26 protein-coding genes and 2 pseudogenes are annotated in these 23,311 nt (G+C 64.4%); 13 read left to right on the top strand and 15 right to left on the bottom strand.

Annotated elements, in window-relative coordinates:
- Positions 1-4 precede the first annotated feature (4 nt).
- Positions 5-284, bottom strand: a pseudogene (locus ACVMIH_RS31425) (metal/formaldehyde-sensitive transcriptional repressor).
- Positions 285-381: 97 nt separating this feature from the next.
- A complete protein-coding gene (locus tag ACVMIH_RS31420; protein WP_028334652.1) occupies positions 382-693 on the bottom strand; it encodes a hypothetical protein in 312 nt (103 codons plus the stop codon).
- Between the two features lie 385 nt (positions 694-1,078).
- Between ACVMIH_RS31420 and ACVMIH_RS31415 the strand changes: the two genes are divergently transcribed.
- The 7 genes from ACVMIH_RS31415 to ACVMIH_RS31385 all read left to right on the top strand — a co-directional run bounded on the left by ACVMIH_RS31415 (position 1,079) and on the right by ACVMIH_RS31385 (position 7,253).
- Complete coding sequence (locus ACVMIH_RS31415) at positions 1,079-1,897, top strand: chromate resistance protein ChrB domain-containing protein (RefSeq protein WP_456853546.1); 819 nt, start codon at positions 1,079-1,081, stop codon at positions 1,895-1,897.
- Complete coding sequence (gene chrA, locus ACVMIH_RS31410) at positions 1,894-3,285, top strand: chromate efflux transporter (RefSeq protein WP_456864528.1); 1,392 nt, start codon at positions 1,894-1,896, stop codon at positions 3,283-3,285. Before ACVMIH_RS31415 ends, chrA begins: the two co-directional genes overlap by 4 nt.
- Positions 3,286-3,343: 58 nt before the next feature.
- Positions 3,344-3,577 (top strand): hypothetical protein, encoded by a 234-nt coding sequence (locus ACVMIH_RS31405; RefSeq protein ID WP_057016095.1) that lies wholly within the window; start codon positions 3,344-3,346, stop codon positions 3,575-3,577.
- 74 nt (positions 3,578-3,651) lie between these two features.
- Positions 3,652-3,957, top strand: coding sequence for a hypothetical protein (locus ACVMIH_RS31400; protein WP_057016094.1), 306 nt, complete (start codon positions 3,652-3,654; stop codon positions 3,955-3,957).
- A 44-nt stretch (positions 3,958-4,001) separates the two neighbouring features.
- On the top strand, positions 4,002-4,946 hold the full coding sequence (locus ACVMIH_RS31395) for a DUF1259 domain-containing protein (RefSeq protein WP_456853550.1): 945 nt from the start codon (positions 4,002-4,004) through the stop codon (positions 4,944-4,946).
- A gap of 80 nt (positions 4,947-5,026) precedes the next feature.
- Positions 5,027-6,415, top strand: coding sequence for an arsenate reductase/protein-tyrosine-phosphatase family protein (locus ACVMIH_RS31390; RefSeq protein WP_245311332.1), 1,389 nt, complete (start codon positions 5,027-5,029; stop codon positions 6,413-6,415).
- A gap of 25 nt (positions 6,416-6,440) precedes the next feature.
- Positions 6,441-7,253, top strand: a complete 813-nt coding sequence (locus ACVMIH_RS31385; RefSeq protein ID WP_456864526.1) for a hypothetical protein — start codon at positions 6,441-6,443, stop codon at positions 7,251-7,253.
- On the opposite strand, the gene ACVMIH_RS31380 is transcribed toward ACVMIH_RS31385, so the two are convergent.
- From ACVMIH_RS31380 to ACVMIH_RS31370, 3 genes are all read right to left on the bottom strand, one after another.
- Positions 7,254-7,538 (bottom strand): hypothetical protein, encoded by a 285-nt coding sequence (locus ACVMIH_RS31380; protein WP_456853556.1) that lies wholly within the window; start codon positions 7,536-7,538, stop codon positions 7,254-7,256. It abuts the gene before it with no gap.
- A gap of 121 nt (positions 7,539-7,659) precedes the next feature.
- On the bottom strand, positions 7,660-8,349 hold the full coding sequence (locus ACVMIH_RS31375) for a glutathione S-transferase family protein (RefSeq protein WP_456864524.1): 690 nt from the start codon (positions 8,347-8,349) through the stop codon (positions 7,660-7,662).
- A 25-nt stretch (positions 8,350-8,374) separates the two neighbouring features.
- Positions 8,375-8,500 carry a hypothetical protein gene (locus ACVMIH_RS31370; protein WP_456853560.1) on the bottom strand — a complete coding sequence of 42 codons (126 nt, stop codon included), beginning with the start codon at positions 8,498-8,500 and terminating at the stop codon, positions 8,375-8,377.
- A 243-nt stretch (positions 8,501-8,743) separates the two neighbouring features.
- On the opposite strand from ACVMIH_RS31370, the gene ACVMIH_RS31365 reads away from it, so the two are divergent.
- The 3 genes from ACVMIH_RS31365 to ACVMIH_RS31355 all read left to right on the top strand — a co-directional run bounded on the left by ACVMIH_RS31365 (position 8,744) and on the right by ACVMIH_RS31355 (position 11,580).
- Positions 8,744-9,676 carry a transcriptional regulator GcvA gene (locus ACVMIH_RS31365; protein WP_456853562.1) on the top strand — a complete coding sequence of 311 codons (933 nt, stop codon included), beginning with the start codon at positions 8,744-8,746 and terminating at the stop codon, positions 9,674-9,676.
- A gap of 90 nt (positions 9,677-9,766) precedes the next feature.
- Positions 9,767-10,741, top strand: a complete 975-nt coding sequence (locus ACVMIH_RS31360; protein ID WP_229191814.1) for a magnesium transporter CorA family protein — start codon at positions 9,767-9,769, stop codon at positions 10,739-10,741.
- Positions 10,742-10,863: 122 nt separating this feature from the next.
- Entirely contained in the window at positions 10,864-11,580 is a 717-nt protein-coding gene (locus tag ACVMIH_RS31355) for a dihydrofolate reductase family protein (RefSeq protein ID WP_456864522.1), read from the top strand.
- Between the two features lie 6 nt (positions 11,581-11,586).
- On the opposite strand, the gene ACVMIH_RS31350 is transcribed toward ACVMIH_RS31355, so the two are convergent.
- Positions 11,587-12,303 carry a TetR/AcrR family transcriptional regulator gene (locus tag ACVMIH_RS31350; RefSeq protein ID WP_456853565.1) on the bottom strand — a complete coding sequence of 239 codons (717 nt, stop codon included), beginning with the start codon at positions 12,301-12,303 and terminating at the stop codon, positions 11,587-11,589.
- Positions 12,304-12,507: 204 nt separating this feature from the next.
- Between ACVMIH_RS31350 and ACVMIH_RS31345 the strand changes: the two genes are divergently transcribed.
- Together ACVMIH_RS31345 and ACVMIH_RS31340 are read left to right on the top strand one after the other, a co-directional pair.
- Positions 12,508-13,779, top strand: coding sequence for an HlyD family secretion protein (locus ACVMIH_RS31345; protein ID WP_371852174.1), 1,272 nt, complete (start codon positions 12,508-12,510; stop codon positions 13,777-13,779).
- Positions 13,779-15,378: pseudogene (locus ACVMIH_RS31340) on the top strand (DHA2 family efflux MFS transporter permease subunit). The gene ACVMIH_RS31345 and the pseudogene ACVMIH_RS31340 overlap by 1 nt, the downstream one beginning before the upstream one ends.
- A 54-nt stretch (positions 15,379-15,432) precedes the next feature.
- Here the strand turns inward: ACVMIH_RS31340 and ACVMIH_RS31335 are convergent.
- The 9 genes from ACVMIH_RS31335 to coxB all read right to left on the bottom strand — a co-directional run bounded on the left by ACVMIH_RS31335 (position 15,433) and on the right by coxB (position 22,731).
- Entirely contained in the window at positions 15,433-15,984 is a 552-nt protein-coding gene (locus ACVMIH_RS31335) for a GrpB family protein (protein ID WP_456853569.1), read from the bottom strand.
- A 60-nt stretch (positions 15,985-16,044) separates the two neighbouring features.
- A complete protein-coding gene (locus ACVMIH_RS31330; protein WP_456853571.1) occupies positions 16,045-16,815 on the bottom strand; it encodes an SURF1 family protein in 771 nt (256 codons plus the stop codon).
- Positions 16,812-17,198, bottom strand: coding sequence for a DUF983 domain-containing protein (locus ACVMIH_RS31325; protein ID WP_026191934.1), 387 nt, complete (start codon positions 17,196-17,198; stop codon positions 16,812-16,814). Before ACVMIH_RS31325 ends, ACVMIH_RS31330 begins: the two co-directional genes overlap by 4 nt.
- Positions 17,199-17,401: 203 nt before the next feature.
- Complete coding sequence (locus tag ACVMIH_RS31320; RefSeq protein WP_057016083.1) at positions 17,402-18,298, bottom strand: cytochrome c oxidase subunit 3; 897 nt, start codon at positions 18,296-18,298, stop codon at positions 17,402-17,404.
- A 55-nt stretch (positions 18,299-18,353) separates the two neighbouring features.
- The gene (locus ACVMIH_RS31315) at positions 18,354-18,983 is read right to left on the bottom strand and encodes a cytochrome c oxidase assembly protein (protein WP_076832349.1); all 630 of its coding nucleotides are present in this window, start codon (positions 18,981-18,983) and stop codon (positions 18,354-18,356) included.
- A 5-nt stretch (positions 18,984-18,988) separates the two neighbouring features.
- A complete protein-coding gene (locus ACVMIH_RS31310) occupies positions 18,989-19,153 on the bottom strand; it encodes a hypothetical protein (protein ID WP_028334632.1) in 165 nt (54 codons plus the stop codon).
- Positions 19,154-19,190: 37 nt separating this feature from the next.
- Positions 19,191-20,129 carry a heme o synthase gene (locus tag ACVMIH_RS31305; protein WP_028334631.1) on the bottom strand — a complete coding sequence of 313 codons (939 nt, stop codon included), beginning with the start codon at positions 20,127-20,129 and terminating at the stop codon, positions 19,191-19,193.
- A 64-nt stretch (positions 20,130-20,193) separates the two neighbouring features.
- Positions 20,194-21,810 carry a cytochrome c oxidase subunit I gene (ctaD, locus tag ACVMIH_RS31300; protein WP_057016079.1) on the bottom strand — a complete coding sequence of 539 codons (1,617 nt, stop codon included), beginning with the start codon at positions 21,808-21,810 and terminating at the stop codon, positions 20,194-20,196.
- Positions 21,811-21,891: 81 nt separating this feature from the next.
- Positions 21,892-22,731 carry a cytochrome c oxidase subunit II gene (gene coxB, locus ACVMIH_RS31295; protein WP_026191935.1) on the bottom strand — a complete coding sequence of 280 codons (840 nt, stop codon included), beginning with the start codon at positions 22,729-22,731 and terminating at the stop codon, positions 21,892-21,894.
- A gap of 267 nt (positions 22,732-22,998) precedes the next feature.
- Between coxB and ACVMIH_RS31290 the strand changes: the two genes are divergently transcribed.
- Positions 22,999-23,304 carry a hypothetical protein gene (locus ACVMIH_RS31290; protein ID WP_057016078.1) on the top strand — a complete coding sequence of 102 codons (306 nt, stop codon included), beginning with the start codon at positions 22,999-23,001 and terminating at the stop codon, positions 23,302-23,304.
- Positions 23,305-23,311: the final 7 nt, after the last annotated feature.

Below are 23,311 nucleotides of genomic sequence, written 5' to 3'. Positions count from 1 at the left end.
GCGCTCACTTCAAATAGGTACGAACGACGTCGATCAGGTCCGCGGCGCCCTGCGCCTTCTCCGGATCCTTTCTCCCGGGCAGGATCCACGACGTGGTGGCGGATGTGATCCTCGAGCAATTCCGCGGTTAGCCCGTTGATGGCGCCGCGGACCGAGGCCACCAGCATCAGCACGTCGGCACAACCAATCTCGGACTCCAGTGCGCGCTCGACGGCCTCCAGCTGGCCCTTGATGCGGCGAACCCGGCCGACGAGCTTGGACTTGTGCTTGATGGTATGCGACATGAAAGTAATATAGGGGGGTATCCTATATCGGTCAACCATGCTGTCGGCCAACCGGGGCGCGCATCGAGACATGGCGGCGGGATGTCAGCGGCGGGCGTCAGCCCATGCTGCCAGGCATGAAGCAGCGCGCCTTCGGATGACCGTCTATGTAATAGGGCCACACGATGGGTCGGCCGGACAGGTTCGGCCCGGGCACGACGGCTTCGTTGGGTACGTCAACCCACTCGCCATCGATGCGCACCCGATAATGGCCGTTCCTGGTTTCCCAGTCGACGTCGTCGATGTGCTGCGCATCCGTGCCATCGCAGCAGGGACCCTTGCTGCTATGCAAGCCCTCATACCAACCGTTCAATTCGGGGTGCTGGTGATCGTGGGCGAGAGCGCCGCCGGTTGTTGTGATGAGCAGCATAACGAGGGCAACAGGCGTCGCATGCCAACAATGACTGTCCATCAATCGGCATTGCTCCAATGAATGCAGGCGGGAGCGCGACACGTTCGCGGTGTCGGCATCTACCTGAGTTGGTCCCTGCCACCGCGCAACTCGGCAGCGAATTGTATGTTCCTATTCGCAACTCGCCGGAGATGGAGAGGTGACCCCATCGGCCTGATCCACGAACGCTTGTTCCAAGCTGCGCGATGAAGTTTTCGTGACTGTCGATCGGCGGTAGCTGCGGGATTTGGCAAAGTCAGGTTGACAGCCCGGAGATCAGGGTTTTTGATGTGGCTACGGGGATGTGCGATCTCCCCGCGAGGCGACATGCCCAAGAATCGCGTCCTGTCACCAAGGGCGCACCATGTCGTCATACACATCGATCTCATCAGAAAAATTGTCCCGTCTCATCGGCACGGCGAAGGCGCCGACGCTTGTCGACGTTCGTCTCGATGAAGACTTCGCCGCCGATCCGCGCTTGATTCCGGGCGCGGTCCGCTACTCCCATCTCGACGTCCAGGACTGGGCTTCCCGTTTCACCGGGCAGTCCGTGGTCGTGATCTGCCAGAAGGGACAAAAGCTTTCGGAAGGCACCGCCGCCTGGCTCCGCTGCAGCAACATCGCGGCCGAGATTCTCGAGGGCGGCCACCTCGGCTGGCGGGAAGCGGAGCTACCGACCGTTCCCGCCGACAAGATTCCGAAACGCGACGGGCGGGGCCGCACCGTCTGGGTGACGCGATCGCGGCCGAAGATCGACCGCATCGCCTGTCCATGGCTGATCCGCCGCTTCGTCGATCCCGCGGCCGTGTTCCTGTTCGTCACATCGGCGGAGGTCGAGGCGGTCGCCGAACGGTTCGACGCCACGCCGTTCGACATCGAGAACGTGTTCTGGAGCCATCGCGGTGAGCTCTGCACCTTCGACGTGATGGTCAAGGAATTCGGCCTCGCGACGCCGGCGCTGGAGCGGCTCGCGACGATGGTGCGGGCGGCCGATACCGCGCGGCTCGAGCTTTCGCCGGAGGCGCCCGGGCTGCTCGCCGCCTCGCTCGGCCTGTCGCGCATGTTCGACGACGACCTCGAGCAGTTGAGCGCCGGGCTGCTGCTCTACGACGCCTTCTACCGATGGTGCCGCGACGCGACCAAGGAGACGCACAACTGGCCGACCAGCAAGGTGAAGCCATGACCGACGTCGCAACGACAGCGAAAGCGCGCGGGCATGAACCCGCGCACGGCATCTCCTTCAACGAGGCGCTGCTGGTCTGGATACGCGTCGCCATCCTGAGCTTTGGCGGACCGGCCGGCCAGATCGCGGTAATGCATCGCATCCTGGTCGAGGAGAAGAACTGGATATCCGAGGGGCGTTTCCTGCACGCCCTCAATTACTGCATGCTGCTGCCGGGGCCGGAGGCGCAGCAGCTGGCGACCTATATCGGCTGGCTGCTGCATCGGACGCTCGGCGGCATCGTGGCGGGCGGGCTGTTCATCCTGCCCGGCATCTTCGCCATCATGGGCCTCAGCTATATCTACGCGGCGTATGGCAATGTCGGGTTTGTCGAGGCGCTGTTCTTCGGCCTGAAGGCGGCGGTGCTCGCCATCGTGATCCAGGCCGTGGTGCGGGTCGGCAAGCGCGCGCTGCGCAACCGGGTGATGATCGCGCTCGCGGCGATCGCCTTTGTCGCGATCTTCTTCTTCGCCGTGCCGTTTCCGCTGATCATCGGCGCCGCCGCGGTCACAGGGCTGGTCGGCGCACGTCTCGGCCGGAGCGAATTTGCGGCGATCGAGCATGGCGGCAAGAATTCCGCCGTGATCGACAGCATGCTCGGTGAAGCGGTGCCGGACCATGTCCGTCCCAACGCATCGCGCACTTTGCGGGTCGGCGCCATCTGGCTCGCGCTCTGGCTGGTGCCGGTGTTCGCCCTGCTGATTGCGCTCGGGCCCGGCGACGTGTTCACCCAGATCGCGATCTTCTTCAGCAAGATGGCGATGGTGACGTTCGGCGGCGCCTACGCCGTGCTTGCCTATGTCGCGCAACAGGCCGCCGACTATTATCACTGGGTCAGCCCGCGCGAGATGCTGGACGGGCTCGGCATGGCCGAGACCACGCCCGGACCGCTGATCATGGTGGTACAGTTCGTGGGCTTCATGGCCGCGTTCCGCGAGGCAAGCGGGCTGTCGCCGATGTTGGCCGCCACCCTCGGCGGGTTGCTCGCGACCTGGGTGACGTTCACGCCGTGCTTCCTGTGGATCTTCGTCGGGGCGCCCTACATCGAGGCGCTGCGCGGCAACAACGCGCTGGCGGGCGCGCTTTCGGCGATCACCGCCGCCGTGGTCGGCGTGATCCTCAATCTGTCGATCTGGTTCGCGCTGCACACGCTGTTTCGGCAAACATTCCCGGTGCACGGGCTAGGCCTGTCGTTCGACGCGCCGGTGCCTGCCAGCCTCGACTGGCCGGCGATGGCGCTGTCGATCGCCGCCGCGATCGCGATCTTCCGCTTCAATGCGGGGATGCTCAGCGTCCTCGCCGCCTCCTGCATCACGGGCGTACTGCTGCGCCTTGTCGGCATCATCTGAGCGGAACGGCGCGCAGCTTGAGAACCTGGGGCAGCACAACACAACCAGGAGAACAACCATGCAGACACGACGACTCTCCCGTTTGATTCTCGTCCTGACGATCGCGGGCGCCGTCATGCCGGCCCATGCCCTGACGCAGGACGAACTCGTCGCAAAACTTCGCGCCGCCGGCTACGCCGAGATCAGCGAGGTCAAGTCGACGGCCGAAGGCACGACGGCGAAGGCGATGAAGAACGGCAAGCCGGTGCGGCTCGTGATCGACAGCAGCGGCCAGGTCAAGGAGCGGGACTGAGTGCCCGCGCGCGCGAAAGCCGTCAACTAATCGATGGAGTGATAATCATGATGAGAGCAATTGTGGCCCTGTGCATGGCGGTGCTGGGGCCGGGCGCAACCCTGGCAGCGCCGGCCGCCCTCGATGAGCGGCAAGACGCGGCCGTTACAATGCAAGCGGCGATGGTCCACCCGCAAGCGAGCGAGACGCTGCGCGGCGTCGTCGATCGCGTCGATGAACGCAACGACACGCTGCTCATCCGGTTATCTCCGGACCGGACCGAACCGTTCAAGGTCCAGGACGGCCTGATCTTCAATGCCGTCCGCTTCGGCGATCCCGTCGAAATCGCGGTGCAGAACATCGCCGGGTTCCGCACCATTGTCGGGCTCTCGAAGCAATAGAGCCACGATCCGAAGCATCGAAAGAGGTTCAAGGGAGCAATCCAATGCGACATACGATTTCGGCGCTGATCGGCGTCGGTGCCTGCCTCTTCGCCACCGGCGGGAGCGCGCAAAAGATCGACTGGCAGGTGTTCACCGAGCCGTTCGTCTCGTCGGCACATGCGCAGGCGATCGATTGGCAGAAGGTCGACGACATGCTGGGCAGAAAGCCCGCGGTCACCGGTGACGTGCATCGCTACGGCTTTCCGCGGAGCGATCTGACGGTGACGCTCGACGGCGTCACCATCAAGCCGGCGCTGGCGCTCGGCGGCTGGGTCGCCTTCAAACCCATGCACGACGACGTCATGGCGATGGGCGACCTGGTGCTGCTCGAATCCGAAATCAACCCCGTCATGCTGAAGATGATCGGCAACGGCCTGCAGATCACGGCCGTGCACAACCATTTGCTCGGCGCGAGCCCGGCCACCTTCTACATGCACGTCGCCGGTCACGGCGACCCGGTCAAGATCGCCGCCGCGATCCGGGATGGCCTCGCCGAAAGCAAGACGCCGCTCAAGGCCGCGGCGCCGGCCGCGCCGCCGCCGGCCATCGATCTCGATACTGCACAGCTCGATCAGATCATCGGCGTCAAGGGCCAGGCCAATGGCGGCGTCTATCAGTTCAACGTGCCCCGTCGCGATCCGATCACCGAACAGGGCATGGCGTTAAGCCCGGTTGGCCCGATGGGCGTCGCCATCGGCATCAACTTCCAACCGACCGGCGGCGGCAAGGCGGCGATCACCGGCGATTTCGTGCTGACAAATGACGAGGTCGACCCCGTCATCATGGCGTTGCGGACGCACGGCATCGACGTCACCGCGCTGCACAGCCACATGCTGGACGAACAGCCGCGCCTGTTCTTCATGCATTTCTGGGCCAATGACGACGCCGTCAAGCTCGCCAAGGGCCTGCGTGCCGCGCTCGATAAGACGGCCACGACAAAAAGTTGACCCTGGTCTCGGAGGGATCAACGATGCGAAGCCTCACGGTCATGTCCATGTGGCGCACGCTGCTCAGGAGTGCCCACGTGATGCTGCGCATTGCCGCCACGGTGCTTGCGATCGCGCTGACATCGGCTCGGCCGGCGCCGGCGGACGATGGCAAGATCGTTGTCTTTGTCTGCCTGCACGGCGTGGTGAACAGCCAGATGGCGGCGGCCTATTTCAACAAGGCTGCCCAGGAGCGCGGATCGCGGATAAGGGCGGTCTCACGCGGCATCGACCTTTATCGGTCGGTGCCGGTCAAGGTGCAGGACGGCCTTGCACTCGATGGTCTGGAGGCGGCCAACACGCCGCAACAGCTGACCATCGACGACATGGCGGCGGCAGACCAGGTGGTGGCGTTCGATCAGATCCCCGCCGAGCGGCACGGATGGGCCGACGTGACCTACTGGTCCGGCATTCCCTTGGGTATCGATGATTATGAGTCGGCCCGGGATCAGATCGTCCGGCGCATCGACGCCCTTATTCCGACGCTGGCAGCGGCAACTGAACCGGCAAGAGACAAGACGCCCCTTCAGCTCGAAACGAAGATCCTGCTCGGCGATGTCCGCGGTCGGATTGATCACCTGGCGGTCGACCTGAAGCGGCAGCGACTGTTCGTGGCCGAGCTCGGCAATGACAGCGTCGGCGTCGTCGATCTGGCTGCGCGCAGTTTGCTTCGAACCATTACCGGATTGAGCGAACCCCAAGGCGTCGGCTATGAGCCGTCGACCGACACCCTCTACGTCGCCAACGCCCGCGACGGATCGGTGCAGCTGTACGAAGCCAACGCGTACAAGGCGGCCGGGCGAATCGAACTCGGCAGCGATGCCGACAATATCCGAGTCGACGCGGCGGCCAAGCGCGTCATCGTCGGCTATGGCGATGGTGGCCTGGCAGTCGTCGACCCATCCACCCGGACCAAGGTTCGGAGCCTACCTCTTAGGGCACATCCGGAAAGCTTCCAGCTTCAGCCCGATAGTGGGCGCATCTTTGTCAATCTGCCTGACGCGCGAGCCGTCGCGGTGGTGGACGTTGCTTCCGGGAAACAACTCACCAGCTGGCCGTTGGACAAGGGCGGTAATTTCGCGATGGCCATCGATCACGAACGAAGTCGCGTTCTCCTGGCGTATCGCAGCCCAGCCGAGCTTGCAGCCTTTTCGACCGACGGCAAGGCGATTGCGGCCACCGGCACTTGCGGCGATGCCGACGACCTCTTTGTAGATGCAAAGCGCGGACGCATCTATGTGAGCTGCGGCGGTGGATATGTCGACGTTTTTGAGATTGATGGAGCGGCCTATCGACTGATCGCGCGCTTGCCGACAGCGACGGGCGCGCGAACGTCGCTCTTTGTGCCGGAGATGGATCGTTTGTTTGTTGCGGTCCGCGCGGGACCCGCGGGACCGGCGGCAATCTGGGTGTTCAAGCCAATGCCTTGAGATCGACTTTGTGGGGAGACGGCGCATGTGCAAACGTAGCCGGGGCTTTCGCAGCTGCTCTATGGGCCTTGCGCCGAGCTTCATGGTCGCCTTGGGACTGATTGCGTGGTGTGCCCCCGCCTCGGCCTATCGCCCCTTCGATGGCACCGATGCCGCCGTTGCCAAGAAGGGGGAGATGGAGGTCGAGCTGCAGCCGGCGGGACGTTTGCGCGACGAGAGCGGAACAAAGCTGATCGCGCCGGCCTGGGTTCTCAACTACGGTCTGAGCGAGGATTGGGAAGCCGTCTTCGAAGGCCAGGGACAAACGTCGCTTTCTCCGCCCGGCCCAACCAGCCTGACCGCAGCCGGGGCGTTCCTCAAACACGTGGTCGTACCCGGTAGCCTGCAGGACAAGACCGGTCCGAGCATTGCGACCGAATTTGGCGTTCTTCTTCCTGACAGTACCGGCAATTCGGGCGTTGGCGTAAGCTTGGCCGGCATTGTCTCGCAGCGCTGGGATTGGGGCACCATTCACTTGAATGCCGAGACCGCCATCACCCGCGACCATCATGGCGACGTGTTCGTGGGTGCCATCGTCGAGGGGCCGATGACGTGGACGGTGCGCCCCGTCGCCGAGATATTCTACGAGAACGAGTTCGGCAAAGAGGAGACGTTCTCGGGGCTGGTCGGGCTGATCTATCGTGTGCGCGACGACCTCAGCTTCGACATCGCGGTTCGGCATGCGCTCACAGGTGGCCATCCGGTGAACGAGACACGTGCGGGTTTGACCTTCGGCTTTCCGCTTTCCTTCTTCGAAGGTCACGCCATGCGCCAGGCGCAGCCAATTCCGCCTCGATAGCTACTGGCGGTCCCGGCTCTCTGGATGGGCGCGCCAATCGCGGCCGACCGTTTGATGTTCGTCGGGGGTGGATGCCTGGCCGGTGTGGTCCTTCTCGCCGCCTTGAGCCTTCCAGTCGCGCCCGATCTTGACGTCCTCGGCGCGACTGCGATCCTGCTCGCGGGTTGACTGCTGAGGCGGCTGGGCCTGTTGGACAGGCGTGGACTGCGCACTTGCATCGCTTCCGGCGAATGCGAAGGTCATTGCCACTACGGAGATGAACGCAACCGATGTAGAATTTTTCATGGTGTTGTCCCTTCCTCTTGCTCTGCACTAACGCTCCGTCATCGCCTTTGTTCGGAAACAACCGGGCTTTTGGCTGCACGTGGCGGTCGGAACCGGATGCTCTGCACGCGAACCGTGACGGTCAATATTTCGGCCGGTGCGAAGTGGCCCATTTGCGCGCATGTTCGATCGGAACGCGCTCAACGGCCGCGCGAACCTTCTGCGTTGCGGGCAGATTGTCCATGCGTTCCCGCCAGCGGCAGAATGCCGGGAATTTCGGATACATCGACTGCCCTTCGGCGGTGAGGCTGAAGGCGAACGTGCTCGGCAGCAGATAGAAATCCGCAATCGAGAGTTCGTCCCCGAGCAAAAAATCCTTGCCGTGCGCAAGCTGGCGCTCGGCCACCGCTAGCCCGGTCTCGACCTTGGGCAGCGCATGTGCCACGACCTTCTCGTCGGGGGCAATGCCGAGCTCCGGGAAAACCAGACGCTCATGCGTCACGTGATAGATCATGTAGGGGTAGTAATAGTTGTTAACAGCGCTGATCCACTGGTTCATGTGCGCCCGCGCCTTGATGTCTTTCGGCGTCAGCGACACGCCGCCAAAGGCTTCGTCGACATAAGCGACAATCGCACTCGTCTCGTAGACGGTGAGATCGCCGTGTTTCAGAATTGGGACACGGTTGAACGGGTGCAGCGCCAGGTGATCGGGCTTGCCCATGACCGGTTCAAGGTCGTGGAATTGGTAAGCTACGTCCTTGTGCGTCAGGATCAAGCGGACGATGTTGACAAAACTGCTGCGTGGGAAACCGTAGACGATCGGATCGGACATCCGTTTTCTCCTTTCTGATTTGGTCTCAGCGCCAGAACGGCTTGGAGACCTCGCGCAGCGCCTGCTCGCGCGTCAAGCCGAGATCGCAAAGCAGATGCGGGTCATCGGCAATCGCGCGAAGCGCGATGCGCTGAAACGGCCGGTCAAGCAAGCTCCACCATACGGGGCGCGGAGCGCCAGGCGACCTTCCTGAGCTGAATTGATGAAGTGGTGTGGCCGGGTCGGCGGCGGGCACCGGCGGGATCGACCGAGATGTATCGGTTAAAAGGACGGACACGACAGGCTCCAAATCGCTTGAAATGCTTCACGGGAGCTGTTCAATAATGGTGCGGGGCGGTTTCCCGCAAAGCATCGTTTCTCGTGCCTGCCCTAATTTTTCTCATGAAGTCGTGCGATGCGCCCACGCCTGCCGCCGCTCAATGCCCTGAAGGCCTTCGAGGCCGCCGCGCGCCACGAGAGTTTTACGCGCGCTGCCGAAGAGCTTTGTGTCACGCAGGGTGCCGTCAGCCATCAAGTGAAAGCACTGGAAGCCGAGCTCGCAATAAAGCTCTTCAACCGCGAGCGCCAGCGCCTGATCATCACAGAAGCCGGGCGCGACTATCTCGCTGTCGTGCGCGACGCGCTCGACCGCATCGCCATCGGCACCGAGCGGCTGTTGCAACGGCAGAATACCGGCGTGCTGACCGTATCGACGTCGCCGGACTTTGCGGCGAAATGGCTCGTGCACCGGCTCGGCCACTTTGTTGAGGCGCATAGCGGCATCGACCTGCGCGTCTCCGCCACGCTGCACCACGTCGACTTCGCGCGCGAGGAAGTGGATCTCGCGGTGCGCCATGGCGACGGCAACTGGCCGGGGCTTGACGCGGTGCGGCTGAGCCCGGAGCGGCTATTTGCGGTGTGCAGCCCAAAGCTGTTGTCCGGCAAGCGGCGCCTCAACAACCCCGCTGACATCCTGAAATTTCCGCTGATCCATATGGACAGTCGCGCCGACTGGAAGAACTGGCTTCAGGATGCGGGACTTGACGATGCTGCCGCCACGCATGGCCCGGTCCTCAATCGCGCCAGCATGGTGATTGATGCCGCCATCAATGGGCAAGGCATTGCGCTCGCGCGCACCACGCTGGCGGCGTGGGACCTCATCAACGGCCATCTGGCGCGGCCGTTTCCGCAGTCGCTGCCATTGTCGAAGACCTACTGGATCCTCTGTCCGAAGGCGACCGCAAACCTGCCGAAAATCGTGACGTTTCGCGATTGGTTGCTCTCGGAGGCCGCAAGCGACCTGCGCCGACTTAGAAAGCTCGGCGGAACCTCTCATCGACTGAAGTGAGTGCCGGCAGGCTTCCAAATACAGGGAACGGCCCTGCGGCCCTCGGGATTGTCGTGGGACGGACCACCCACCATGCATGGAGCCCGATCATTGCTGCAGCTGTACAGGTCGGCGACCCCCGATTGGCGGAGCATCGGCGCCGAAGTGCCGCCCGAGGTCATCTGGATCGATCTGCTCGATCCTACGGAAGACGAAAAGCAGTTCGTCGAGCGCGCGCTCGACATCCGCGTCCCGTCCGAGCGATCGTTGAGCGAGATCGAGGCGTCGAGCCGCCTGATCACCGATCATGACCGGCTCTATCTGAGCTCGCCGGCGGTGCGGCTCGACGACAACAACGAAGCCGAGATCACCAATATCGGCTTCGTGATCGGCCCAAAGGTGCTGGTCACCGTGCGGTTTGCGCAGCTGACCACCTTCGACGACGTCATGAAGCGGATCGGCACCGACAAGAGCCTGCAGAACGGCATGTGCGTGTTCACCGCGCTGCTCGAGGCCATGATCGATCGCGGCGCCGACGTGCTGGAGCATCTCGGCGCCAAGACCGACAGGCTGTCGCGGGGCGTCTTCAAGGGCGGCCTGGTGCGGAGCAAGCGTCCGGTGCGCTCCAGCCGCAGGTTGCGCGAGGCGCTGGAGAACATCGGCGAGCTCGCCGATCGCCTGGCGAAGGCGCGCGACGTGCTGCTCGGCGTCGGCCGGGTCGCGAGCTTCGCCGACGACGTCGGCAATGAATGGATCACGTCGGCATCGAAGCGCCGGCTCGAGGCCGTCACCAAGGACGTCGCCTCGCTCGGCGACTACGAGACCCGGCTGTCGGACAAGATCCAGCTGCTGCTGGACGCCGTGCTCGGCTTCATCAACATCCAGCAGAACGACCTGTTCAAGATCCTGACCATCGTGTCGGTGGTCGGCGTTCCCCCGACCATCCTGGTCGGGGTCTGGGGCATGAATTTCAAGGAGATGCCGGAGTTGAGCTGGACCTTCGGCTATCCCGTGGCCTGGGCCGCGATCATCGCCAGCGGCATCCTGCCGGTGCTCTGGTTCAAGCGGCACGGCTGGTTCGATTAAAACAAGCGAAGTTGAAACGCCGCCGCGTTATCCGCGTTGAGAACCTGCCTGCGCGTCTATAAATCTGAAGCTGCCCCACCCGCCCCTGTGGCGCGGTCATCCCCCACCGAAGAGTTCAGCCTATGCGCCCCCACATCATCTGCCACATGGGCACGTCGATCGACGGCCGGCTTCATCCCAGCCGCTTCACCAAGGCCGCCGCCGGCATCCCGGCCGACGTGCTGCGCGGCCACTACGAACGGATCCATGACGGCTTCGATGCCGATGGATGGATCATCGGCCGCGTCACCATGAACGAGATGGCCAAGGGAGCCGAGCGGCGTATCGCCAACCCACTGAGGCTGCCGCGCGAGGCGCATCTCGGCAACCGTAGCGGCCGCAAGCTTGCTGTCGGCATCGATCCGTCGGGCCGCGTGCATTTCGGCAAGGACAATGTCGGCGGCGATCACGCCGTCGCGGTGCTCGGCGAACAGGTATCCGATGCGCATCTCGCCGAACTGCGCGAGGACGGTGCGTCCTACATCTTTGCAGGCACCAAGGGCGACGATCTGCCGGGCGCGATGGCGCAGCTGGCGTCGCTGTTCGGCGCCAGGACGCTGCTGCTCGAAGGCGGCGGCGGGATCAACGGCGCCTTCCTCAAGCATTGGCTGATCGACGAATTCAGCACATTGATCTTTCCGGCGGTCGACGGCGTCGCCGGCTCGCAAAGCATCGTCGGCTATCACGGCCCCGACGGCGACCGCCCCGGCGCCGGACAATCGCTCCGGCTCACTCATTGCGAGACACTGGAAGGCGGCATGGTCTGGCTGCGTCACGCGGTGGAGCGCGCGCCGGATTAAGCGCGCCTATGGCTTGGGATTCTCCACCCAGCCGGTCCGGCATGCAGCAACGAAAAACGCGACGCCGCGCGCGACATGGGCGTCGATCTCGGGATCGAGCGCCTTCAGGTCGACCTCAAACAGCGCCCGGAGCAGCATCGGCACCGCGATGATGTCGAGGAACATCCGCGCCGTGGTCGGCAGGTGTTCGGGCGCGAAGGCCGGCAGCTTGCCGAGCTGGTCGGATTGCGTCAGGTCGCGCAGCAGGTGAATGCCGAGCTCGGTGCTGAGCGCGCGCGCCCTGCGGTTGACGTTGGCGGCGAGATCCGGGAAGCGGTGCGCTTCCGCGATGGCGAGCCGCATCAGGCCGATCCGGTCGGCATCGAAGCCCCAATGCAGCAGGGTCGAGGCAACGCTGGTGAGGCGCTCCTCGATGGTCGCGCCGACCGGCGGATCGGCCTTGAACTCGGCGATGCGTGCCAGGATGTCCCGCGTCACCACTTCCGTGAACAGCGCCCGCTTGTCGCGGAAGCGCGCATAAATCGTCCGCTTGCCGGAGCGCGCGACTTCCGCGATCTCGTCGATGCTCGCGCCCTCGAACCCGCGCTGCAGGAAGACCTGGCGCGCGGCATCGAGAATCCGCGCATCAACCTCGCCGGCGAGTTCCTTCGGCGGCCGGCCGGCGCGCACCTCGACCGGCATGGTTTTCGGTACGCGCGGCTTCTTCAGGGTGCTGGTGGTCATCGCATCGACCCGGGTTCGATGGGCCGGTCAGGCCGGCAATATCAGGCAATATAGCCTTATCACATCTGGTTGTAAATAGAACGATACAGTTCCGTTTCTATTGACGACGCACTGCGGCGGGACTATTTGCCGCATAGAACGGAACGGTTTCGTTCCTTTTGGCGAAGGCCTTGCAGACCTCGCCTGACAGCAGGAGCCGCCATCATGTTTGAAGACACTGTTTTGGAGCGCGACCAACCGGGGCATGAGGGTATCGAGGGGGCGTCCTCGGCTCCGGCCTCCCATGAGCCTGACCTGCCCGCGGTCACCGCGCGGGCTCCGGCGCAGGAGCATCCCGCGGGCAAGCAACCCGCCCCGCCGGCAACAATCCCGCCCGAGGTCATCGGCAAGACAACACGGCGCAGCTTTCTCCGCCGCCGTCCGGTCGTCTCCGCGATCGGCGCCGTGCTGCTCGCCGCAGCGATCGGCGGCGGCTATCTCTACATGGACTACAGCGCGCATTTCGAATCCACCGACGACGCCTTCATCGCCGCGCGGCAGTCGGCGCTGGCGCCGAAGGTCTCCGGCTACATCACCGCCGTCCCGGTCACCGACAACCAGCATGTCGCGGCCGGCGACGTGATCGCCCGGCTCGACGACCGCGACTATCGCGTCGCGCTGGCGCAGGCCGAGGCGCAGGTCGCTGCCGCGCGCGCCAGCATCGAGAATGTCGATGCGCAGCTCGACGTGCAGCAGGCGCAGATTGCTGCCAACCAGGCGCAGGTCGACCAGGCGCAGGCGGCGCTGGTGTTCGCCCAGCAGCAGGCGACGCGCTACCAGCATCTGGAGCAATCCGGCTACGGCACCGTGCAGAATTCCGAGCAGTTCACCTCGCAGCTGCATCAGCAGCAGGCTGCGCTGTTGAGCGCGCAGGCGACGCTCAACCTCGCGCAGCGCCAGGTCGAGTCGCTGAAGGCGCAGCGCAAGAGCGCGGTCGCCAACCTCGCCCAGGCCGAGGCGCAACGCGACCAGGCCAAGCTCAATCTGTCCTATACGACGGTCACCGCCGCCCAGCCGGGCCGCGTCGTCAGCCTGTCGGCCGCGGTCGGCCAGTTCGCGCAGGCCGGCACCAACCTCACGATGTTCGTGCCCGACCAGACCTGGGTCACCGCGAACTTCAAGGAGATCCAGCTCGACAAGATGCGGCCGGGCGAGAAGGTGACGATGAAGATCGACGCCTATCCCGGACGCACCATCCAGGGCCATGTCGAGAGCGTGCAGCCGGGCTCCGGCACCGCATTCTCGCTGCTGCCGGCGCAGAACGCCACCGGCAACTACGTCAAGATCGTGCAGCGCGTGCCGGTGAAGATCGTGATGGACAACCCGCCGGCCGACGTCGCGCTCGGCCCGGGCATGTCCGTGGTGCCGACGGTGCGGATCAATCCCGCGCCGTCCCTGTTCGAGCGCCTTGAGAAGTCGAGCCTCGGGAGGCTGTGATGAGTGTCGCCGCCATCGATGCCAAAGGCATTCCGGCTCCGAGCGTCACCGTCAATCCCTGGCTGATCGCCATCGTGGTCGCGCTCGCGAGCTTCATGGAGGTGCTCGACACCACCATCGCCAACGTCGCGCTGCCCTATATCGCCGGCGGCATGGGCGTGAGCGAGGACGAGGCCTCCTGGGTGGTCACCACCTATCTGGTGTCCAACGCCATCATCCTGACCGCCTCCGGCTTTCTCGCCCGCACGCTCGGGCGCAAGACCTTCTTCCTGATCTGCCTCGGCATCTTCACGGTCAGCTCGATCCTGTGCGGTTTTGCACCCAATCTGAACGCGCTGCTGCTGTTCCGTATCCTGCAGGGTCTCGGCGGCGGCGGCATGGTGCCGGTTGCGCAATCGATTCTCGCCGACGCCTTCCCGCCGGCCAAGCGCGGGCAGGCGTTCGCGGTGTTCGGCATTGCCGTCGTGGTGGCGCCGGTGGTCGGGCCGACGCTCGGCGGCTGGCTGTCCGACAACCTCTCCTGGCACTGGTGCTTCCTGATCAACGCGCCGGTCGGCGTGTTCGCGATCGCGCTGATCGCGACCGTGCTGCAGGAGCCCGCGACCGCGAAAGCCAAGGGAGCGCAGCCCCAGGACAACAGGTTCGACTTCATCGGCTTCGGGCTGGTCGCGACCTTCCTCGGCGCGCTCGAGGTGGTGCTCGACCGCGGCCTCGAGGACGACTGGTTCGCCTCGCCCTTCATCATCGCCTTTGCAGCGATCTGCGCCGCGGCGTTCGTGCTGATGATCCCGTGGGAGATGACCCGGCGCAATCCGATGATCGACCTGCGCATGGTCGCAACCCGGCAGTTCGGCGCCTGCTTCCTGGTGATGCTGGCAACCGGCGCCATCCTGCTCGCCACCACGCAATTCTTGCCGCAACTGGTGCAGCAGGATTTCGGCTACACCGCGACCTGGGCCGGCCTCGTGCTCTCGCCCGGCGGCGTCGTCACCATGATGATGATGTTCGCGGTCGGCCGGCTCGCCGCCAGGGTGCAGCCGAAATACCTGATCGTTGCCGGCGCGCTGGTGATCGCCACCTCGATGTACAGCATGACCAACGTCTACGGCGATCTCGGCTTCTGGTTCATGGCGCGCTCGCGCATGCTGATCGGCGTCGGCCTGCCGCTGATCTTCGTGCCGATCATGGCGGCGTCCTATGACGGCATTCCCGCTGGGAAGACCGACCAGGCCTCCGCGCTGATCAACGCGGCGCGCAACACCGGCGGCTCGATCGGCGTCTCGATCGTGTCCCAACGTGCTGACGCATCGCCAGCAATTCCACCAGAGCCGGCTGGTCGAGCAGGTGACGCCGTCGAGCCCGCAATACCAGGACACGCTGCACCAGGTCACCGACTTCTTCGTCGCCCAGGGCAGTTCGCTGGCGCAGGCGCACAGTCAGGCGATCCAGTGGATCGGACAGCAGGTGCAGACCCAGGCCTCGTTCCTGTCCTACATGGATGCGTTCTGGGTCCTGATGCTTATCTCGCTGTCGGCGATCCCGCTGGCGCTGACCTTGCGCAAGGTCAAGCTCGGCGGCCCCGCCCCCATGGGTCATTGATCCCGGCGCGGGCATGGATGCGTTACGGCAGAATGCAAGCGTGGCGCGGCCGCGCTATCGACCGGACAGGTTCGCGCGCCACGCGCGGGCCTTCGCGGTCGTCTCCTCGACGAAACGCGTTTTGCCGTTGCGATAGGCCGCGATGTTCTCTCTTGAGGAGGCAGCAAGGGCCTGCTTGATCTCGGCGTAGGCACGGGACACCTCGGGGTGCGCGCGAAGATAGTCGCGAAACACCAGCAGCGTTTCCCAGCGCGGATTGGATGGCTCCATCACATGCAGATGATGGGTCCACGGCCCCGGAGGACCCTTGCGGAAGAACAACTCGCCAGGCAGCCACGCCGCGTATTCCGGTATGTAGGTGCAACCGAGCGCCTCGATCGGCTCGATGCAGCGCTCCCGTGCCTCCGCGAGGCTGGGGACACCGACCATCAGGTCGATGATCGGCTTCGACGGCAAGCCCGGAACCGCGGTGCTGCCGACATGCTCGATGGCCAGGGCCAGCGAGCCGAGCGCGTGCGCGATCCTCGCGCGCTCCGTCTCGAACATGGCTGGCCAGTTGGGGTCATAGTCCAGGACAACGATTGGCCCGGCGCCGTATTTCTCCATGGCACACCCTGATTGCTTGCCGCGAAGTCCCCTTCGCGAGTCAATCAAACCATGATGGGGCTAGGTTCGACCAGAGGCACGCTGCCGGTGGCCGCGCCACCACAGGCCGAAGGCGATCGTGACCGCAGCGGCCAGCGAGAACCAGGTGATGGCGTACTGCATGTGGTCGTCCTTGAGCCGCACCTTGAGCGGTCCGGGCTTCGGCGTGCCGCTGTCGGGCACCGGCGCCTCGAGGTCGATATAGAACGGCGCGACCTGTCCCCAGCCGAGCGCTTGCGCCATCGCGCGATGGTCGCGCACGAACCACAGCCGCTTCGAGATATCTTCCTTCGGCGTCAGCCGGCCCGGTGGCTCGGGAAAGCGGATATAGCCCGTGAGCTCAACCGGCGCGCCGGTGACGAGGCGGCCGACCACGCGATCCTCGAAGGCGCGATCCTGCATCGTGTTCTGGACAAAGCCGGTGTTGATCACGACTGTCTCGCCGCTGGCGAGCGTCGCCGGCAGCAACGCCCAGGTGCCGGGACCCGAAATGTCGTCGCGCACGGCGGAGCCGGAGCTGAACACCATCGCGTCAGGCTGCTTCGCATAGGTCGCGGTCAGGGTCACGCGGCGGAATTCATCCTTGGCGGAGGTCAGCGTCGGCCATGCCGACGGCGGCGGCAGCGCCTCGGTCGGCGCGGCCAGCCGCGCCTCGAGCGCTGCGATCAGCGCGTGCTTCTCGACCCGGCGCTGCAATTGCCAGAAACCGAGGGCGATAAATACCACGATCAGGATCAACGTGAAAATGCCGAAGCCGGCCGCGCTCGGCCGGCGCGTCGTCACATCATTCATTTCGGGTCGCGCTCGATCAATTGGCCTTCGGCGGCCTTGTGGTGGAATTGCAGCGCGATCAGAAGTGCCTTCATCGATCGTAGCGGCAGGATCGTGGTGACCAGGATCAACGGCAGCCACAGCGCGGCATGCACCCAGAACGGCGGCTGGTACTTCACCTCGACGATCAGCGCCGCCGCGACCACGATCGCGCCGGCCAGCATGATGACGAAAATCGCCGGCCCGTCGCCGGAATCGATGAAGGCGAAGTCGAGGCCGCAGGCCTGGCAGCGCGGCGCCAGCGTCAGGAAGCCGGAATAGAGCTTGCCCTTGCCGCAGCGCGGGCAGCGGCAGGCGATGCCGCGCAATGCGCTCTCAGTGACGGTCGGCGGGGTATCGGTCATTTGGCTCCTTCCCCTCTCCCCTTGTGGGAGAGGGTGGCGAAATCGAGCGGAGCGAGATGTAGCCGGGTGAGGGGTCTGTCTCCGCGGATGGAGACCCCTCATCCGGCGCGGATTACATCCGCGCCACCTTCTCCCACAAGGGCAGAAGGGAAACAAAAAGGGGCGGCCATTCGGCCGCCCCTTTTTAGCACGTCGGCCGGCAATTAGTGTGCGCCGTGGGCCATCGTCTCGGCGCCATGGCCCCAGACGTAGATGCAGATGAACAGGAACAGCCAGACCACGTCGACGAAGTGCCAGTACCAGGCGGCAAACTCGAAGCCGAGATGCTGCTTCGGCGTGAAGTGGCCGGCGTAGGCGCGGATCAGGCAGACCAGCAGGAAGATGGTGCCGACCAGCACGTGGAAGCCGTGGAACCCGGTCGCCATGAAGAAGGTCGCGCCATAGACGTTGCCGCCGAACGAGAACGTCGCATGGGCGTACTCATAGGCCTGCACGCAGGTGAAGAGAGCGCCGAGGATAACGGTAAGGATCAGGCCCTGCTTGAGGCCCTGGCGGTCGTTCTCGAGCAGCGCATGGTGCGCCCAGGTGACGGTGGTGCCGGAGGTCAGGAGCAGCAGCGTGTTGAGCAGCGGCAGATGCCAGGGATCGAAGGTCTCGATGCCGTGCGGCGGCCAGGTACCGGGAACGGAGCAGGCGCCCATCGCCGTGCCGGCGCCGCAGCCGAACACCGCATCGCGGGTGGCATGCACCGCGTCAGCCGGGAACAGCGCCGCATTGAAGAAGGCCCAGAACCAGGCGACGAAGAACATCACCTCGGAGGCGATGAACAGGATCATGCCGTAGCGGTGGCTGATCTGCACCACGCGGGTGTGGTCGCCCTTGTACTGGGCTTCCTTGATCACGTCGCCCCACCAGCTCGCCATCGTGTAGAGCACGCCGATGGTGCCGACGCCGAACACGATCGGGGCGGCGGAGAACATGTGGTGCATCCAGCCGATCGCGCCGAACGCCATGATGAAGGCCGAGATCGAGCCGACCACCGGCCATGGGCTCGGGTCGACGAGATGATAGTCGTGATGCTTGACTTGCGCCTCAGCCATTGCCGTCTCTCCATTCGCGTGCCGCAAGGCACGTCTTAAATCTTAAATTCCAAAACTAGCCGCCCTTGCGCTGTTCCGCCTCGCCCGCCGCCACGGGCTTCGGCGCGGCGTCGCGCACGGGGAAGAAGGTGTAGGACAGGGTGATCGTCTTCAGCGTGTCGTTCTCGCTGTCCTTGGCCAGCGCCGGATCGACATAGAACACCACGGCCATCTCGCGCTTTTCGCCCGGCGCCATGGTCTGTTCGGTGAAGCAGAAGCAGTTGATCTTCTGGAAATAGGCGCCGACCGTCAACGGCGCGACATTGTAGGACGCCTGGCCGGTGGTGGTGCGCGCCGACTGGTTGGTGACAGTGTAGTAGACCGTGACCACCTGGCCGATCTTGACGTCGATCGTGTTCTGCTCCGGCTCGAACTTCCAGGGCAGGCCCGGCGCGACGTTGGAATCGAAGCTGACCGAAATAGTGCGCTCGAGCGGCGCATCCGAAGGCACCGAGGTCGCGACCTGGGTGGTGCCGTTGAAGCCGGTGGTGCGGCAGAACCAGTTGTAGAACGGCACGGCTGCGTAGGACGCGCCGACCATCAGCACCACGACGAAGCCGCAGATCGAGGCAACCACGGCGTCGCGCGTCAGCGTGCGGCGCGTGACCTTGGCGCCCTCACCCTGCTGCGGTCCCTGGTTGGCCATCTCACTCACAGCGGCCGCACCAGCACGGCCGGCCCCTTGACGAGGGTGACGGCGAAGAACAGCACGACCAGGATGCCGAGCGCGAGCGCGATGGCGATCGAGCGCTGGCGGCGGCTCTTGAGCTGCGCCTCGGTGAGGACGATGCCTTCTGGTTCGCGTTTCTCGTCCATTGATATCCCATGCGCCCCCATCTCGCCCCCCGGCTCCCTATCCGATGAAGACAGGCGCAATCGCGCGGACCACGACCTCGGCGAGGAGGACGGCAAACAGCGCGAACAGATAGAGGATCGAGAAGGCAAACAGCCGGCGCGTGGCGCGGTTGGCAGCCGTACCCTCGCGGCGGCGATAGACTTCGATGGCCAGCCACAGCATGCCGGCGCCGAGCACCAGCGAGGTGACGCCGTAGATCGCGTCGAAATAGCCGAGCGGCCACGGCGCCAGCGCGATCGCGACCAGCACGATGGTGTAGAGCAGAATCTGCAGCCGGGTCGCGTCGGGACCGGCGACGACCGGCAGCATCGGGATGCCGGCGCGGGCATAGTCGTCGCTGCGGAACAGCGCCAGCGCCCAGAAGTGCGGCGGAGTCCAGAAGAAGATGATCAGGAACAGGAGGATCGGCTCGACCGAGAGCGATCCGGTCGCGGCGGCCCAAGCCACCACCGGCGGCAAGGCACCGGCGGCGCCGCCGATCACGATGTTCTGCGCGGTCCAGCGCTTCAGCCACATCGTGTAGACCACGGCATAGAAGAAGATGGTGAAGGCAAGCAGCGCACCCGCCACCCAGTTGACCAGAATGCCGAGTGTCATTACCGAGAAGAAGGCGAGCGTGATGCCGAACGCGGCCGCCTCGGTCTGCGTGATGCGGCCGCGCGGAATCGGCCGGTTGGCGGTGCGCGTCATCAGCGCGTCGACGTCGCCCTCATAGGCCATGTTGAGCGCGCCGGAGGCGCCGGCGCCAACCGCGATGCACAGGATCGAGGTGAATGCCAGCACCGGATGCACGTGCACCGGCGCGATCATCAGCCCGACCAGCGCGGTGAAGATCACCAGCGACATCACGCGCGGCTTCAACAGCGCGATGTAGTCGCCCACTTCGGCCTCGGAGATCCGGGGCAGCTCGATGGCGTTGTGATCGACAACCGACAAGATCAGGTCTCGCTTCTCTCAAAAGGCGCGGCGCACCCTTAAAGTGCGCCGCGTTGTCGTGGACTTACTGCACGCGGGGCAGCACTTCGAACTGGTGGAATGGCGGCGGCGAGGTCAGCGTCCACTCCAGCGTGGTCGCACCGGCGCCCCACGGATTGTTCGCGGCCTGCTCCTTGCGGACGAAGGCATCGATCACGCCGTAGATGAAGATCAGGACGCCGATGCCGGAGATGTACGAACCCCAGGAGGAGATCAGGTTCCAGCCGGCGAACGCATCCGGATAGTCGACATAACGGCGCGGCATGCCCGACAGGCCGAGGAAGTGCTGCGGGAAGAACACCAGGTTGACGCCGACGAAGGTAAACCAGAAGTGCGCCTTGGCGATCCGCTCCGAGTACATGTAGCCGAACATCTTCGGGAACCAGTAGTACCAGCCGGCGAAGATGCCGAACACGGCGCCGAGCGACAGCACGTAGTGGAAGTGCGCCACCACGTAGTAGGTGTCCTGCAGCACGCGGTCGACGCCGGCATTGGCCAGCACGACGCCGGTGACGCCGCCGACGGTGAACAGGAAGATGAAGCCGATCGCCCAGATCATCGGCGCCTTGAACTCGATCGAGCCGCCCCACATCGTGGCGATCCACGAGAAGATCTTCACGCCGGTCGGCACCGCGATCACCATCGTGGCGGCGACGAAATAGGCCTGCGTCGCCGAGGACATGCCGACGGTGTACATGTGGTGCGCCCACACCACGAAGCCGATGCCGCCGATCGCCACCATGGCGTAGGCCATGCCGAGATAGCCGAACACGGGCTTGCGCGAGAAGGTGGAGACGATCTGGCTGATCATGCCGAAGGCGGGCAGGATCAGGATGTACACTTCGGGGTGACCGAAGAACCAGAACAGATGCTGGAACAGCACCGGGTCGCCGCCGCCGTCAGCCGCAAAGAAGGTGGTGCCGAAATTGCGGTCGGTCAGCAGCATGGTGATCGCACCGGCGAGCACCGGCAGCGACAGCAGCAGCAGGAACACGGTGACCAGGATCGACCACACGAACAGCGGCATCTTGTGCAGGGTCATGCCCGGCGCGCGCATGTTGAAGATCGTGGTGATGAAGTTGATGGCGCCGAGGATCGACGAGGCACCCGCGAGATGGAGCGAGAGAATCGCGAAATCGACCGCCGGTCCCGGATGGCCCGAGGTCGACAGTGGCGCATACATGGTCCAGCCCGCGCCGACGCCGTTGGCGCCCGGCTCACCCTCGACGAAGGTGGACATCACCAGCAGCGCGAACGAGGCCGGCAGCAGCCAGAACGAGATGTTGTTCATGCGCGGGAACGCCATGTCCGGCGCGCCGATCATCAGCGGCACCATCCAGTTGCCGAAGCCGCCGATCATCGCCGGCATGACCATGAAGAAGATCATGATCAGGCCGTGCGAGGTCACGAACACGTTATAGGTGTGCGTCTCGTGGAATATCTGGACGCCCGGATACATCAACTCGGCACGGATCGCGATCGACATCGCCGCGCCGATGATGCCCGCGATCACCGCAAAGATCAGGTACATCGTACCGATGTCCTTGTGGTTCGTGGAGTAGAGATAACGCCGCCATCCGGTCGGATGGTGGGCGTGATCGTCATGGGCGTGATCGTCGTGTGTCGCTGCGCCTGTCGCCATGTTCAAAATCCTGCCTTGCAGTCCCTCTTGGACCTTGCGGTCCCGTCGCCCTTATTCCATCCGCGCCGTAAGCCGTGAGGCTTACTGCGCCGCCTGACCAGCCGAGGCGTAGGAATTCGCCGGGTTGGTCGCAAACTTCTTCTTCGCGCCTTCGACCCAGGTCGCGAATTCCTGGTCGCTCACGACCCTGACCGCGATCGGCATGAAGGCATGGTCCTTGCCGCACAGTTCCGAGCACTGGCCGTAGAACACGCCGGTCTTGGTGGCCTTGAACCAGCTCTCGTTGAGGCGGCCGGGGATCGAGTCGATCTTCACGCCGAAGGCCGGCACCGCGAAGGAGTGGATCACGTCGGCGCCGGTGGTCTGGATCCGCACCACCTTGTTGACCGGGACCACCATCTCGTTGTCGACGCCGAGCAGGCGCGGCTGCTTGTCCTTGTCGAGCAGCGAGTCGAACTCGAACTTGCCGTTATCCGGATAGGCGTAGGACCAGTACCACTGCTTGCCGGTGACCTTCACCGTGAGATCCGGCTTCGGCACGTCGAGCTCCAGGAACAGCAGGCGGAACGACGGCACCGCGATGCCGACCAGGATCAGCACCGGGATCAGCGTCCAGGCCACCTCGATCAGCGTGTTGTGGGTGGTCCTGGAGGGGACCGGGTTGGCCCTGGCGTTGAACTTCACCACCACGATGATGAGCAACGCGAGCACGAACAGCGTGATCAGGGTGATCAGTACCAGCAGGAAATTGTGAAACCAGATGATGTTTTCCATCACCGGGGTCACGCCTTCCTGCAGCGTGTGCTCCCACGGCGCCGGCTGCCCCATTTCGGCGAAGGCCGATCCCGCGGCGACAGACGCCACACCCGCCACCGCCAACCCCAGCAATTGCCTGCCCAACCGGCCAATCGACATCTTCATGCCGCTCGCGCTCCCTTGCATTATTCCCCAAAGCACCCCCGGCATGTGGCCGAAAATGCAGCACGATCCGCCCTGACAAACGGCCTTCCGGACATACCCGTCTCTGAGTCAAGGTGGGTACGGGAGCCAGATCGCTAGAACGCGTCGAAATCCAGCCTCTCAAACCATAATTCTCCGGCGCTCGCAATGCAGTAGTGGGGCCGAAAGCCATGCGCCTGCGATGAAGCTGCCGCTTGCGATTTTTCCCGCAAAATCAAGCGAAAGCACTTGGACCAATTGTCCATGCCGCTTGACAGGGGGATTACCGGATGTACCCACAGACAGGGCAGCGCACAGGAACCTGATTCGCTGCGGGCTGCCCCAATCCGGCGCGAGAATGGCTTCACGATCGCCTTCAAGGCGCCGTCATTGCGGTATCAGTCGACGCCTGAGCATGATCCGGAAAAGTGGAAACCGGTTTTCCGAAAGATCATGCTCAAACAAGAAGATGAGATCATGATTCGCTTCCGGGAAGCGCATCGTGGCGCGCGTGCTACCGGCGGCCGGACGGCCGGACCGACCGAACATCTATAAGGATCGA

The sequence above is a fragment of the Bradyrhizobium sp. USDA 4503 genome (assembly GCF_054055815.1).
This window is presented reverse-complemented; position numbering and strand designations above follow the sequence as displayed.